At 39.4% G+C, this 15,613-nt stretch carries 11 protein-coding genes; 3 read left to right on the forward strand and 8 right to left on the reverse strand.

What is annotated here, in order from left to right:
• Positions 1-9: 9 nt before the first annotated feature.
• Both B2107_RS06335 and B2107_RS06340 read left to right on the forward strand, forming a co-directional pair.
• A complete protein-coding gene (locus B2107_RS06335; RefSeq protein WP_293954153.1) occupies positions 10-1,329 on the forward strand; it encodes a RagB/SusD family nutrient uptake outer membrane protein in 1,320 nt (439 codons plus the stop codon).
• 75 nt (positions 1,330-1,404) lie between these two features.
• A complete protein-coding gene (locus B2107_RS06340) occupies positions 1,405-2,130 on the forward strand; it encodes a LytR/AlgR family response regulator transcription factor (protein ID WP_293954155.1) in 726 nt (241 codons plus the stop codon).
• Between the two features lie 141 nt (positions 2,131-2,271).
• On the opposite strand, the gene B2107_RS06345 is transcribed toward B2107_RS06340, so the two are convergent.
• The 5 genes from B2107_RS06345 to B2107_RS06365 form a co-directional block, all read right to left on the reverse strand.
• A complete protein-coding gene (locus B2107_RS06345; protein ID WP_293954157.1) occupies positions 2,272-3,453 on the reverse strand; it encodes a PepSY-associated TM helix domain-containing protein in 1,182 nt (393 codons plus the stop codon).
• A 1-nt stretch (position 3,454) separates the two neighbouring features.
• Entirely contained in the window at positions 3,455-5,785 is a 2,331-nt protein-coding gene (locus B2107_RS06350; protein ID WP_293954159.1) for a TonB-dependent receptor, read from the reverse strand.
• Between the two features lie 423 nt (positions 5,786-6,208).
• Positions 6,209-6,634 carry a hypothetical protein gene (locus B2107_RS06355; RefSeq protein ID WP_293954161.1) on the reverse strand — a complete coding sequence of 142 codons (426 nt, stop codon included), beginning with the start codon at positions 6,632-6,634 and terminating at the stop codon, positions 6,209-6,211.
• 103 nt (positions 6,635-6,737) lie between these two features.
• Entirely contained in the window at positions 6,738-8,177 is a 1,440-nt protein-coding gene (locus tag B2107_RS06360; protein ID WP_293954163.1) for a SusD/RagB family nutrient-binding outer membrane lipoprotein, read from the reverse strand.
• A gap of 78 nt (positions 8,178-8,255) precedes the next feature.
• A complete protein-coding gene (locus B2107_RS06365) occupies positions 8,256-11,375 on the reverse strand; it encodes a SusC/RagA family TonB-linked outer membrane protein (protein ID WP_293954165.1) in 3,120 nt (1,039 codons plus the stop codon).
• Positions 11,376-11,803: 428 nt separating this feature from the next.
• Between B2107_RS06365 and B2107_RS06370 the strand changes: the two genes are divergently transcribed.
• Positions 11,804-12,415, forward strand: a complete 612-nt coding sequence (locus tag B2107_RS06370; RefSeq protein WP_293954167.1) for a zinc-ribbon domain-containing protein — start codon at positions 11,804-11,806, stop codon at positions 12,413-12,415.
• A gap of 759 nt (positions 12,416-13,174) precedes the next feature.
• On the opposite strand, the gene B2107_RS06375 is transcribed toward B2107_RS06370, so the two are convergent.
• From B2107_RS06375 to B2107_RS06385, 3 genes are read right to left on the reverse strand one after another with little or no spacing between them, the layout of a single operon-like run.
• On the reverse strand, positions 13,175-14,494 hold the full coding sequence (locus tag B2107_RS06375; protein WP_293954169.1) for a serine hydrolase domain-containing protein: 1,320 nt from the start codon (positions 14,492-14,494) through the stop codon (positions 13,175-13,177).
• Entirely contained in the window at positions 14,491-15,048 is a 558-nt protein-coding gene (locus B2107_RS06380) for a hypothetical protein (RefSeq protein ID WP_293954171.1), read from the reverse strand. Before B2107_RS06380 ends, B2107_RS06375 begins: the two co-directional genes overlap by 4 nt.
• Positions 15,049-15,097: 49 nt before the next feature.
• Entirely contained in the window at positions 15,098-15,466 is a 369-nt protein-coding gene (locus B2107_RS06385) for a PadR family transcriptional regulator (protein WP_293954173.1), read from the reverse strand.
• Between the last annotated feature and the right edge of the window lie 147 nt (positions 15,467-15,613).

Genomic DNA, 15,613 nt, shown 5'->3' on the forward strand with positions numbered 1-15,613 from the left:
GATTCATAAATGAAAAAGATAATTTATTTTGGAATGATCATGGCCGCTAGTGCATTGGCTTCCTGCAATAAATATTTAGATATACAACCGGTAGGGACCGTTATCCCCAGCTCGGAAAGTGATTTTAGAGGACTGATTACAAGCAGTTATCTAGGCTTTCCATCACATAAGTCCTATTTGTCTTTGCGTACAGATGAACTATTGTTGGATGAAAGTTCAACTGATGCTGCTAGAACCAAAGATATCTATCTTTGGAACGATCAAAATCCTGATCCAACAACAATCGCTTATCCCTATTTGGCATTTTACAACAGTATTTTTTATGCCAATCAGATCATCAGCACCATCGATGAAAAATTAGGAAGTAATGCCACGGTAGATCAGATTAAAGGTGAAGCTTACCTGATGCGTGCTTATGCTCATTTTGAGTTGTTAAATCTTTACAGTGAGGTCTATTCAGCGGGTAATACAGGGCTTCGGGGTGTTCCTTTATCGACAAAGATTGACCTGGAACAACGTTTTGTTCCCGCGACCATTGGTGAGTCTTATGCGCAGATCCTGACGGATATGGAAAAAGGAACAGCTTTATTGACTGTCGATGATCAGGCAAAAGGCGCTAATTATCGCTTTAGTAAACGCGCTGCGTATGCGATGGCCTCACGTGTTCATTTGTATCGTGGAGAGTGGCAGGAAGCGATTGATGCTGCTAAAAAAGCTTTGGCTATAAATGACAAACTGATTGATCTGAATGTTGCTGGAAGTCAACTTCCGAACGATTTTGAATCAGCAGAGATGATTATGGCTCTGGAAAAGGTGTCCGTTCCTGAAGTTCGCTCAAGCTCGTTTATCTCGCCTTCTTTGTTATCGGCATACTCAGATGGTGATTTGAGAAAAGGCCGTTATTTCCAAAAAAGTGGCAGTAATTATGTATCGCTCAAAGGCGGTGAAAATCGTTTCAATGTGAGTTTTAGAAATGCCGATCTTTATTTGACTATGGCCGAATGTTACGTTCGTCTGGGAAATACCGCAGAAGCATTGAAATATCTTTCGGCATTAAAGAAAAACAGATTCAGCGCAGTTGCATATACCACAGAATCTAAAGCTGACGCTAGTTTATCAAAGGAGCAATTGCTAGATGCGGTCATGTTGGAGCGCAAGCGCGAACTGGCACTTGAAGGATTACGTTGGTATGATCTAAAACGGACGACCAGACCGACGATCACCCATAGTAGCTTCGGCAGAACGGTAACCTTACAGCAGAATGATCCTCGTTATGTCATTCGTTATCCACAGGAAGCCATCAACAATAATCCCGATCTGTTGAAATAATTGATTTTTTTTAAATCCTATATATATTAATCCATTTTCTTTTTAAGGAAATGGATTTTTTATTACATTCAACCCATGGGATGGAAAATACTGATTGTCGAAGATGAAGACTGGGCTTTCGTTGGTTTAAAGGAAATGCTGAACTCGCTATACGGCGAAACTATATTTACCTTTTCCAATGCAAAAGAGATTCAGGAGGCGGTGACGACGATCAATAGACATCAATTCGACCTGATTTTTATGGATATTCACCTCATGGATGGGCTGAGCTTTGAGATTTTCAAGCAGGTGGCTGTTGATGTTCCTCTTATTTTTACGACCGCTTACGAACAATATGCCTTGGAGGCTTATCAAAATAAAGGTTATGCCTATTTGTTAAAACCTTTTGACGTTGATGAGCTGAAACAGGTAATGAATCGTATTGAGCCATTACTACCCAAAATCGAACCTCAACTCAAACAGCGGTTTCTAGTAAAGTACGGAAATTTTTTAAAGTCCTTGGCTATTGCTGATATTGCTTATTTTATGGCGGAGGACAAAGAGCTATATGCCGTGGAAAAGGGATCGGGAATCGCATATATTATTGAAGATACCATCACCCATTTGGTCACCCAGGTGGACCCAATGGTTTTTTTCCAGATCAATCGAAAATTTCTCGTTCGGATAGATGCGATTCAGTCCATGTTAAAAATTAGCAGGAATCGGATCAAATTAGAGCTAATGCCTTCAACCCCAGAAGGAATTGTCGTCATTGTTAGTGAGGAACGGTCCCCGAAGTTTCAAAAATGGCTTGATCAATAATGGTGATTTGGATCAATTTAGCTTACTACATGATATATTCATTCGAAACGAGCTGTTGATTCCGATAACTATGTTGGGTTAACTTTTCCACATAATGTTAATAACCTTGTTGAAAACCTGTTTATAAGAAAAATACATTTATTAACAGTACTTATTAACATTGTGTGGATAACCTTTCTTTTTCTTCTTTTTGCTTTTGTTGATCCAGATGATATATCCGGTAATGGGCAAGGACGCGCAGCAGAGACTAGCTAGGCATGCAATGATTTTTGTTGAGATGTTACCTATGCTACCTGTGTGGATATCATAATTAAGGGCGCCCAACTTATCACCGTAGTGTAGTTGTTCGCTAGACTTGATTTCGTATAGATTATTGCCTCTTCTGTCAAAATAGAGCCAATCAAACACCCCGCTTCGTTTTTCATCATGGCGTACCTGAATATCCATTCCTGTTTGCGTATCTTTTTTCAATCGTATAGACATCATTTCAGCGGTGGGATAATTTGTCAGTGCATACCGCAACGCATTGTCCTGAAACTGATTTTCTGCCGTAGGTAATGGCACAGGTGAAATGCGCCCAGAAGATGCAGTTGTCGACTGCAATACATTGAATGTTGCGATGTATGATTTTTTAAAGCCGGGGAAAGCAAAGGCAAGTCCAGTTATGGCAAAAATCAATCCTATGAATAGGCTATAAAAACCGATGACATTGTGCAGATCGTGGTTGAGTCGTTTCCATTTAACTTTGGTATCAATCCAAAAACTTCGCTTGAGATTCTTGCCTTTCCATTTTTTTGGCCACCAAAGAACGATGCCACTCAGTAGGATAATAATAAAGATGGCGGTTGACCAGGCGACGATAGGATGGCCAAATCGCTTGCCCAAAAGTAGGTTAAGGTGAAGCTGAAGTGTCAGCTGAAAGAATTCTGTTTTTGAATTTTCAACGTGTTGTACTTGCCCGCTGTATGGGTTGACGAATACGCGTTTATAGTATTTGTAATAATTCCAGTGACCAAATGCTTTTTCGTCAGTTTTTACAGCACGAAACACCCAAGTACGGTTCTTGGTTGGATAAAGGTCAACTCGCGTAATTTTCTCATCCGTTGGAAGGCTTTTCTGTGCATTGTGAAGAAGCGTGCTTAAAGGAAGTGGAATGGTTGGATGGCCGGTGGTGCCGGAGATAAAATATTTTTCAGGATAAGCCACTAGTTTGAGCTCATCCTGAAAGGTGTATATGCAGCCTGTCAGGCTTAGGATGGTGACGACAACACCGGTAATGATTCCGAGCCATTTATGCAACCAAAGGGTGACAGTTTTAAACATATCAAAATTTATAGTTGATGTTAAACGAAGCCAACATCCCTTGTCCTTTTACATACTCTTCATTTAGGGCACGGTATTGACTAACGACAGGATAATAATTTTTATTAAATAAGTTCTCTATTCCCATACCAATAGACCATTGTTTATTGATATAGTAGTTACTATTTAAATTAAATACATCAACAGGTTTGACCGGTCCCTCGCTGTTTTTGTATATTCCTTTTTCGTTGGGAAGGAATCTGTACCGTGACCCTGTATGTACCCAAAAAAGCTGAAAGGTAAGGGGTCGGATTGGCGTGTAGTAAATATATCCCGTTGCTTTTTTGGGAGAAATACGTGAGCCATTGAGGTAGGACTTTGTTCCGTCGTCCTTTTTGGATTTCCCTTCTACATAGGCATAAGTTCCGCCAATGGTCAATTGCTGTGAAATGTTAGCGCTTAATGCAACTTCATATCCATATACATCCTCTGGCAGACGTTGGGGCATCAGGTAACCACCGATATCAACGAGTTCGACTCCCATTTTAGATGTACTGTAGTAGTAGGCGGCGGATAGTTGGAAAATACTATAATTACTTGAAAATCCTATTTCATAATTGTTGGTAATGATCGGATCAGTTTTTAGGCTGTCTAGGTCATTATCTGTTGCTCTGCGTACGATACGACCCAGTTCATTAATCGCGAAACCCTGTGAGAAACTAATGAAAGGGTTAAAAATTGCATATTTGTTATAACGTAAGCCTGCATTGAAGGTTGCTCCTTTGTAAGGGATCTTTCCACCCTTTACAGCAATACTTCCCTCGTTATTGGGTCCTGTAGCAATGGTATTGAAGTCCTTGATTTTTACGGTTGCATTTTCATAGCGCACACCGCCTTTAAAGATTAAATTTTCTAGGAAATCAATCTTAACTTGGGCGTATGGAGCAATGTTTAACATATTCATATAGGGGATATAAACCCTTCCATCAGTCAGATTCTGATCTGTCACATCATTTAATAAGTCTATACCATAGGTAATGTCCGCATTGGATCCCAATAGCTGAAATGGCGTGTTGAGATTAACGCGTAATCCTTTTTTCTCCGAATTGATTTGTGTTTGTCCCGGACCATACCATGCAGAAGCTTTCTCGACATAACGATTCATTGAGCGAAACGTATTGTAGTACGCTGATGCCGTTAAAGATGTGGAGGCAAAGAGATTGTTTTTGTTATAGGTCAGCATGGCATTGTGGTTGTAGGGAGTTCCAGCAGGTTTACCTGGATCTTCGCCTTTTACTCCTATCGTAGGAGTCTGTCCATATATACCTGCCTGGCTGATGTACCTGTTGTGTTGATTGCTTCTGTAGAAGTTGTACACTGCCGTTATATTAGAACTACTATCGATGCGGTAACCAACCTTTAAGAATGCGTTGTATTGATAGGTGTTCGAAAGACCGTCAGTCTGACCAAGGGGGACACCGTCGCCGTCGCGTTGCAGTCCAACGTAATCGGCCGAACCGCTTACAGTATAATTCCATTTGTTTTTTTGACCATATAATGTTTGGCCTATGCGATATCCCATGGTACCCGCGCTGTTGACGGGATTAAATGTTGTTCGCAGACTAGTCATTCCCTGAATCGGTGCAGCATCTTTTGACGGGGTGCGCGTAATGTAATTGATAATGCCTCCTGCGGATCCATTTCCATAGATGGAAGTAGCACCTTTGATGACTTCAACTCGCTCAATGACGCTTGCGTCAATGGTGCGGAGATCACGTTGTCCATTCATCAAGGGGGTGGATTGTGGAATTCCATCAATCAAAACCAATACAGATCGTCCACGGAGGGTCTGGCCGGAGTTGGTTGCTTTGTTTGTCGCAGTTCCAAGTCCAGGAATGGTGTTACCCAAAATAGTGGAAAGATTAGTGGTGATTTGGCTTTGGGCTTCAATCTCCTTTGTCGTTAAGATAGAAACTGAAGAAGGTACAGTGGAGATGCTTTCCGCTTTACGTCCTACTGTTACAATGATCTCATCTAAAACTTGGGTAGAATTAAGCTGAATGATTAAGGGTTGTTGAACGGTATCTAAATTCACCATTTTTTCAACCGGAGAGAAGCCTGTATAGGATACCCGTAATTGAATAGTATTGCTTAAACTTTTTTTTGCAAAATTGAATTGCCCGAATTGATTGGAATATCCTACGCTCTTTCCATCAACTTTGATATTCGCTTGCCTTAATGGTTTATTTTCTCGGTCTTTTACAACAAGGGGTATTTCTTGTGCATTTAGCTTGGCACTTAAAAGCAAAAAGATTCCACAATTGAACATCATATAGCGTGTTCTATTCTTCATGGTAATTTATTTAGATCAAATATAAATTAATGTGCAAATATAGTTTATTTTATAATTGTGACAACATCAATGTGCTCTTTTTTTGATTTTTTTTAGTAGTTATTGTTGGATTTTAAGGCTGGTTTAGCAGTGAATGCACTGCTGTCTGCTATCAAATTAGATCATTATTTTTTGGAAAAATAATCTGTTCGCTAGATATTTACTTTGATCAGACGATGTGTGAGAATTTTACTTATTCTAAAGGCAACGAAATTGGCATCGGAGCCATTAAGCAGGACTTCTCGAGAACGAGATTATTAACGATAAAGTGAAACAAAGCAGAAAGGCCAAAAATACTAAGCTGTATTTGCTGTCGACGCCGCAGTTATGGCATCTGGTGTGCCGATGAAAGGTGAAGAAGCCATCGATTTAGATTGATAATTATCAATCTAAATCGATATTATTACTTAAAAATGTAAGGTACTTGGGGGATTCATCCTCGAAAATATCTTTTCCTTCCATCATATAAGCCCGGAGAAGATATTCCTGAGCCAGCTCACTATTATCGTCGTGTAGGTAGCATTGTCCTAACCGCAACATAATAAACGGATTTTCGTAAGCATTTTCGATGATATTTTGTTTTGCTTTTTCAAAATGGGAGAGCGCATTGGTAAAGTCGTCGAGTAAGAAAAAAGCATCTCCTATAGAGGCTTCGAGCCAGAGGCTTTCTGCGTGAACATTTTGCGGACTTGGGACCAAATCAAGTGCTTCGGTCCACAAGCGGATCGCTTCCTGATAGTTGCCTTCGTCACATTGAATGTTTCCTTCTTCGCTGAGTTGGTCTATTCTGTCTAATGTTTGATCATCCATGGCATTTAAATCGTTAAAGTCCTATACTAAGGTAAGAAATCTATTCAAAAAAAAAGCGGAAAAAATTTGTGCTTTCTCCGCTTTTAGTTCTGTTGATATCTATTTATTCTACATCAAACCACAGTTTAGTTAACAACGTATTGCTACCCTGGCGTGCTATGGCTTCTCGGTAATTAGCTCCATTGAGAGATTGTTCTGTTCCGGGATATAGAAAGCGCAAAGGGATTTTTCCGCCCAAAGCACCTTGTTTTGCAGGTGTTAACTTAGGATAATCCAATCTACGCCATTCGGCAAATGCTTCTAAACCTTGCCCATATAAAGCAATCCATTTTTGTTCGCCAATTGACTTTTTATAGTTATTGGGGTCGAAAATTACTGATGATTGACTAAGGTAGGCATCGATTAAATTATTACTGACTTTGTATTGTTCAAAAGATGCTCGAATGGCCTTTTGGTAGAGATCTGCTGCATCACCCGTAATAAATCCTCTGCTTACGGCCTCGGAAAGATCAAAAAGAACCTCCGAATAACTTAAGATCACTGCAGGAGCTTTTGGCTCACGGAAATATTTTCCTGGTCGGGATGTAAGATCAAAACCAATACTGCTAGCCTCACTTGAAGTGAGGCCATTTGGGAGACCAACATATTGCTCCTTAGTCGGTTTGTCTGTTGCATCCGCATAAATAGGTAAGCGTGGATCGTTTAACTCGACAAGCTTATCTACCATTGTTTTACTCACGCGATAATCCTCTCTTGCTTCAAAAGATGCACTGACGGGATTGCGATAAGGAGCATCGCGGTAGATCAGCTGAGCGATATCCTCATTGGAGCTAATGTAACCACTTCCTTCTGCTGCGATTTCCTGCAATGTAGTTTTGGCTAGATCCGGTAGGCGGTCAGCAATACGTAATGCAAAGCGCAATCTGAGTGAATTCGCAAAACGTTTCCATTTAACGATTTTATTCTCATAAATAATATCACCCTGGATAGCCTCACCATCAACTTTTAATAAACTTTGTGCGTTCTTGAGATCTTTCAATAGGCCTTTATAAACATTTTCCTGTGCGTCGTAACGAGGGGTCAAATAAGCATCAATGTCTCCTGTTTCAGTATAAGGAATATCTCCATAGGCATCTGTCAGTAATGAAAATACCCATGACTGCAAGATAAGTGCTACGCCCTTGTAGTTGTCATTGCCGCTATTTGCTGCTAATTTTTGCGTGATCTTTAATTGGCTGATGCTCTTTGAGTACCAGGTTGACCATCCTTCTGTGAAATCATTGTTTGTGAAAATATAGCGGTCGGGGTCCGTGTATTGGATTCTAGCCCAATGTTGTACAAACAACAGGCTAGAAGCAAGATTATTGCTTACGCCCCAGTAGCTGTCGGCTGTTGTTTTAATCGCGCTTGTGAGAAGGTAGCCAGGTTGAGGATTTTCTGCCTCATTCTGATTTTGATTGACTTTTGCTAATTCATCTTTGCAGGACGTGGTTAGGCCCAGTAAGAGAATAAGTCCTGTTATATATTTGCTGTTTATTTTCATGCTCAAAATAATTATTTGTTCTTCAATTGTTCGCTAGTAAGAAATCGAACTGCATTAGGCAGCGATGATTTCAGTTGCTTAAAACTTAAGATTTAAATTGAAGCCAAAGCTTCTTGTGGTCGGTAACTGTAAACTTTCCAAACCTTGTGCATTGCCTGTATTAAAGGCTGTTTCTGGATCAATATTAGGGGCATTCTTATGGATAATCCATAGGTTTCGAGCTACTAAAGAGAATGAGGCTCCCTGAAAGCCGATTTTGGAAATCCAATGATTTGGAAATTGGTAACCTAGTTTTACCTCGCGCAATTTAACATAAGAAGCATCGAATACATTTGCTTCATTGGTTCTATATAGCGTTTTATAATATTGTTGTGCCGATACAACTTTCGTATTTTCTGAACCGTCTGCATTTAGGCCATCTACGATAATACCATCATCATAGGTTGTCCCGTTAACTGTATAACTCAGTCCGCCATGTTCAGCATCTCTTCCAGGGAGAGTCGAGGCCAATACCCCAGTTCCTCTACCAGTCGCATTCGTACCTGAGTAGAGTTTGCCCCCATGCTTGATGTCTATCAAAAAGCTTAAATCAAAGTTTTTGTAACGGAATTGATTTGTAATACCGCCCAACCAATCTGGTGTAAATTTGCCAAAATAGTGATTCACTGGATCAGTGGCAGGTGTCCCGTCTGCGTTCACGATAAGGCGACCCGCTTCATTTCGTAAGAAGCCAGTTCCGTAAAGAGTCCCATAGGGTTTTCCGACTGCGGCCAAAACTTGCACGGTTCCTGATGATCCGATCGTATAACTTTGTAATAATCCGTCATTGTCTAATTCTACAACTTTACTTTTATTTGTTGCGAAGTTGACATTGATATCCCATTGGAATTCCTGTTTTTTCACCGGCGTAACACCTAATTGAACTTCAAGCCCCTTATTGTTGATCTTTCCGGCGTTCATGAGTTTCTTCTTATAACCTGTCGATGGACTCACATCAACGGCTAAAATCTGGTTGATACTATTGATGTCGTATAAACTTAAATCTAATCGCACTCTATTTTTTAGGAAAGCCAGTTCGGTACCTAGTTCAGTTGAGGTGGTTGTTTCGGGTTTTAGGTCTGGGTTTTTCTTAATGTCATTGACCGATAATTGTGGGTTGTTTCCGTATGGTGCACTAAATAGATAAGAATCAATTAAACTAAAAGGGTCTGTATCTTTACCTACTTTGGACCAGCCCCCCCGTAATTTCCAGAAAGACAATATATCGCTTTGAATAGCGAATGCATCTGTCAGGACTATGCTAGCGTTTGCAGACGGATAGAAATACGAAAGATTGTCAACTGGCAAAGTGGAAGACCAGTCGTTTCGAGCTGTTAGATTCAAAAATGCATAATTTTTGTACCCTAATTGCGCCGATGAAAAAATACTGTAGGCCTTCAATGGGCTATATTCACCTGTTGAAATCAAGGCATCTCTAGAGTTTGCTAGCGTATAGACATCAGGTACAGCTAAACGCGGGGCTTTTTGGTTATTGCGTTGCCGCGATTGGCTACGTATATTACCTCCAGCTAATATATCCAGCGTAAAGTCTGTTGAAAGCGGTCTATTGTAGTTTAAAGTAAACTCCGTATTATTTTCATTTACTGTATAAGCATCTTCTTCATAGGAGCCGTAGGGTGTACCATTGGTACCATAAGCAATCCGTATTTTTCTACGATCGGTATAATAATCGTTACCAGTACGGAAGTTGGCTGTCAAAAACTCGTTGATCTTGTAATTTAAACCAACATTTCCAAAAATTCGGTCGCGTTGTTGCTGTACAGTATTTTCCTCTGCGATGAAGTATGGATTGCTATAATAACTATTGTTCCAATTGACAAGGTTACCGTTTTCATCCCGATAATTTTTTAAACGGGAAACATCGACCTGTCTGCCAAACCAGGTAAATTGGAGCATATAGCCGTTCGAGCGAAAGCCCCCTACACCTGGTAAATTACCTGAGTTTGTACGTACATAATTTGCATTTGCTGTAAGTGTCAGATCTTCCGTGATTTTATAACGTGTGTTGATATTGAAGTTGTTTTTTTCAATCGAAGAATTTGGGATAATTCCTGTTTGATTACTATTGTTATACGAAAAACGATAATCAACTTTATCTGTGGCATCGGCAATAGATATTCCATTGTTTAATGTTCTTCCTGTTCCAAAAAAGCTGCGTACGTTATCTGGATGTGGCAAGAAAGGTACTGCTTCACCCTTTGAATAAAATTGCGGGATGAGTCTGCCATCCATTTTTGGCCCCCAGCTTTCATCAACACCATCATTGATACCGCCACCTTTACCATCGACATAGCTGAACTTTCCATTGGCACCTTGTCCAAATACATTTTGATAATCGGGTAGAACGGCAAGCCGTTCAATGGTATTATTTGAATTAATATTTATCCCCAATCCTTTGCGTTTTTTTCCAGTTTTTGTCGTAATCAAAATCACCCCAGCGGCGGCTCTTGAACCATACAACGCAGCCGCATTGGGCCCTTTTAGTACGCTTATGGATTCGATGTCTTCGCTGTTGATATCTGAAATTGCATTTGCATAGTCACGGTTACCACTCGTTCCCAGCTGGGAATTATCAACAGGTGTTCCATCAATCACAAATAAAGGTTGATTGTTTCCGGCTATGGAGGTCTCTCCTCGGATAATAATTCTCGAAGAACCCATATTGCCCTGACTATTTGTTACCTGAACCCCAGCAACTTTTCCAGCTAAGGAGTTTACGAGATTACTTTCTTTAGCTTCGGAAAGATCTTTTCCCTTTAGTTCCTGAATAGAATATCCTAACGTCTTTTTTTCCTTGGATATATTTAAAGCCGTTACGACCACTTCATCTAACAGGGCAGTTGAAGGCACAAGTTGAACTGTGGTAAAGCCTGTCGGATTAGTTTGAACCGTTTTACTTTCAAAGCCTATATATTGTATATTGATATTTAGCGATCTGCCAGAAGAAGGTAACTCAAATAGACCATTTGTATCTGTCTGTACTTGTTTTTTACTGGTCGTTTCGGTGACAGTAGCCCCTTGAATAGGATTGTTGTTATTGTCAACTACCTTTCCTTTTATAGTGTTTTGTGCGTATAGTGCGCCAGAACTTAGACAAAGCGCGGCCATTACGACAAAATTTATGTTGTTTTTTGTCATACTAATTATAATAGTGAGTGTATTGTTTCAGATGGGTTATCGGAGATATTTGAATTTACTTGTAAAACATCCCCTTAGGACATTCGTTTTTCAAGGGTATACTGTATATGCTGTTTCATGTGTTAAAAAATGTTAATGCAAATATATAAAATCTACCTGATAACTATACTTTGTTTTTAGCTTTTTTGTAATTTTTGAGTCAGAATGACGAAATTTAGATGAGCTGATGTAGTATGGATAAAAAACGGAAGCTGCTTTTTTGCGGAAAGCTTTCATCTGGACTTTGCAATATGGCGCCTATTAGGATATTGATGGGTAGGTGCGAATCGTAAACGCCGGATTGCGAATTGTAAATCCTTGTATATTCTGCTCGGAATTGGGTAGGATTTTTGTATTTCGATTATATAGAAATTAAAATGCATCATACTATGATTATTTTTGGCACACGAACCAAGGTATTAACTAACAAATCGCAATCGGCAGTAGGTGACTGTGATTATTGTGGCACGGCTCAGTCTCTCTTTGCCTATAGACAGATTAAGTATTTTCATATTTTTTGGATACCCATATTTCCCTATTCTGCGCAGATTATTATGATTTGCAATCATTGCAAAAAGTTGAGCTACCAATCTGAAATTAAGCCACAGACACTTCAATCCCTGTCTTCACGAACTATCCGTAAAACACCTATCGGTTATTTTACGGGTTTAATGCTGATTGGACTTTTAGTAGCTGCTATTGTTATAGCTGGGATTTCAGGTGCAAAAAAGAAAGAAAAATACCTGAAAGATCCAAAAGTAGGTGATGTGTATGAGGTTTCTTATCCGAAGGATGGTAAAACGATGCGTACACTCTATCGTATAGCCAATTTAACAGCAGATTCAGTGACTTTTGATGTTAACGATTATGAAGCGGATAGCCGAAAGGGTCTGCGCAAATTGAAAGAGCAGGATGCTGATAGTTATGCTGAACAGCGAAAATTGTCACGTTCTGAAGTTGAAGAAATGAAAAGAAGGATATCAAATATTGAAAGATTTTAACGATCATTTCTTGTTTCTTATTGCTACCTTCGCTGGTACTACTGGCGTATTGGTTTGCTATTTCTTTGCCTATCCTTTGCTGTTTTTCTGCCATTTCTTTGCCGTTTCTCTGCCTATCCTTTGCTGTTTCTCTGCTATTTCGTTGCTGTTTCTTTGCCTATCCTTTGCTGTTTCGTTACCTATTATTTGGTCTTATAGTAATCAGATAGCAACGAAATACCAAATAGATAGCAACGCTATAGCATAGCTGTTATCAAGGAAACCCAAAGGATATACAACAAGGTTTAAACCAGCGCTCAAATGACCTCTTTTGCAAAAGAGAAGGTATTGATTTAATCCCCAAGAATATGTCTTGTAGACACGGTTTGGATCTTAAATGAGCTACTTCTTTGTTTTTACAATATTAAATTTATGAATATAACCCATCATAAAGTATTGTTTCAGCGTAAGTGAATTTCCAAAATATGTTCTATTGCCTTGACTGCCCCAATAATTTTGCGTATTGTGATTTAAGATATCGAAACCGGTCAATTTGATTTGGGAATTGTTTTAAATATGCACTATAGTTATTTTGAATTCCCCCTGTAACAATAATGTCTGTTTAGACAAATCGTGAAATATGAAACTTAAAAAGCAAGATTTAAATAAAATCCTGCTTTTTAGATTGTACAATTTGATGAATAGGGAAGATATGGATAGCAAATGGGGTATATTCATTAATCAAGTTGTATAGCTACGCGCACTAGCAACAATGTCTCCTTATTTCTTCAAAACAAGTGTATGTCCATTTTGGTAGAGTGTCATTTTGTTTTCGTTGCGCTCGAAAACTATTTTTACACCAAATTGCGGTTGAATCAGCGTGTTTTTATCCTTTGCTTTCAGCTGAAACGACGGTTGACCAATAACCTGTCCGAACACTTTGTTTCCTTCTCGGGCAATATTTATCTGGATTGGAGGCTGTTCGCTTTTATATTCGCCAACAAGACTATTAATTTCTTCGTCTGTCAATTGTACTTCCGTAAGATCCGGTAGTGGCAAGGACTTTTTATAAAGTTCACCTAAACTGAACTTTAGGATTTCATTATTATTATAATTGTTGGCGTTACTAATGATAGCGACATTATAATTACCATCATCGAAATGCCCAGCTACAGAAGAATAGCCATCGATTCCGCCGGTATGTCCGAAACCCATATGCTCATAGAACGGCAACTGGAATAAGCCAAGTCCATAACCTTGATCTATTTTTTTCATGGCGTCGAGGCTCGCCGCATTGATTATTTTATGGCTGAATAAACCATTGAAAAATTTGTCTAGATCTGTTGGCGTTGACCAAACTGCCCCCGCACCGAGGGGAACAGAGTTGTGGGTGTGTGGTTCAAGGATCCATTCTTGCGTAAATCGATAGGATTCACTAACAGCACCGCTATTATTTTGTGGTCGCCCAAATGTGGTCTGTTCCAATTTCAATGGTCCACAGATATACGTTTTCAGGAGCGCAGCGTAATCTTTTTTCCATACTTTTTCTAGGATATATGTTAGTAAAATATAATTTGAATTACTGTATTCATGTTTGCTTCCAGGGGTAAATTCAGCACCACCTTTGATAATGCGTTCAACAAGTTCCTGTTCAGTTTGAGGTTGAGTGTTCCATGTTAGGTAATCTTTGTCGTTGGTGACGCTATGAACACCGCTACTATGATTTAACAATTGATGAATTGTGATCTTTTCTGCATTTGGAATGTCTTTAAAATAAGTCGATAATGTTTGGTTCAGTCCTAGCTTGCCAAGTTCCACTGTTTTTAGAACAAGGGTTGCTGTGAAAGTTTTTGAAATCGACCCTATACCATAGCGGGTATCTGGGCTCGCTTTCTTTTTCTGGGCGATGTCTGCATTTCCAATGGCCCTTTGGTAGAGCAATTCGTCTCCTTTACTTATCGCAATACTGCCCATCCAGACTTGGTTACTTTCTAATATTGACATCAGACTGTCCATCCGGATAGGACTAAATTGTTGGGCTTTTAAAATTGGGCTGGTTAGACTGCCTAATAGCAAGAGCAAAAGTGAGGTTCTTTTCATAATTTATGGTATATAGATTTTTTGATTTTTAGAATAAGCGTTGAAGAATAGTACAGCCCAGTGATGATAAATAGAAGAACTGGAATAAAATAATTGCCCAATTGTTCATACCGTATGGCCTCTTCGTGCTGTAGAATAAGTTTTCCGAATATGAAAAACTTATTGGGCGCATAGAAAAAGCCTACTCCCTGTGGATCAACAAACTTGGCCACTACTAAAAATATAGCAATAAGCATCAGGGTATAGGTGGTGTAATAAACCAAATTGACTATCGCTCGTGCAAGCATGATGGGCATCTTCAAGAGGGATGCCGGTTCAGTTGAAGGCGCTACTGCCTGACCTAAGGAGGCTGAGGAGATCATTTCTAAGATAAAGGTCGCAGGTAAACCTAGCTTTTCCAAAATATCTTCGAGCTGCATAGGCGTCGTATCCTGGATTAACTGTTGGGGAAATTGCTGTTGCAAAGCCTCAAATATGTGGCTATTAATTTCGCATAATATATCCTGACGTTGCTCCAATGCTAATCTTTTGACAAGAGCCGTTGCTGTTGACATGTAATTTTTATAAAGCTGAGCCGAGGATCTATTGGTAAAATGTATTTGGTTATAATGCATGAGTCAAGGTGGTTAAGTGTTGGTTTAAGCCTGCCCAGTAACTTCTCATTTCTAAGAAGGTACTTTGGCCTTCCTTTGTTATTTTGTAATATTTTCTTGGAATCCCAGTCTTCTGCGGAACCCAGTTCGATTCGACCAACCCTTCGTTTTTTAAACGAATTAATAAAGGGTATAATGTTCCTTCAGCAATATCAATGGTGGTTTTCTTCTTGACCTCTTGGATAAGATCGTAACCGTAGTATTCTTGCTCGTAAGCGAGGACACCGAGTATAACAAAAGAAAGGCTTCCTTTTTTTAGCTGTGAAATCCATTTGTCAATAAATTCTTTGTTCATGGAGGTAAATATAACAAAATACATAGTAATGCAATGTATTTATTTTAAAGTTTCATTACAGATCTCGATAAATGATTTGCCGTGCTATAAATAGAAGGTATGCTTAGCTTAGAAGTGTTATTAGAAAAGGAAGTGAAGTTGTACATAGAAGGGATCAAGCGGAATTCTTGG

The sequence above is a fragment of the Sphingobacterium sp. UBA7855 genome (genome assembly GCA_002500745.1).
GTDB lineage: Bacteria > Bacteroidota > Bacteroidia > Sphingobacteriales > Sphingobacteriaceae > Sphingobacterium.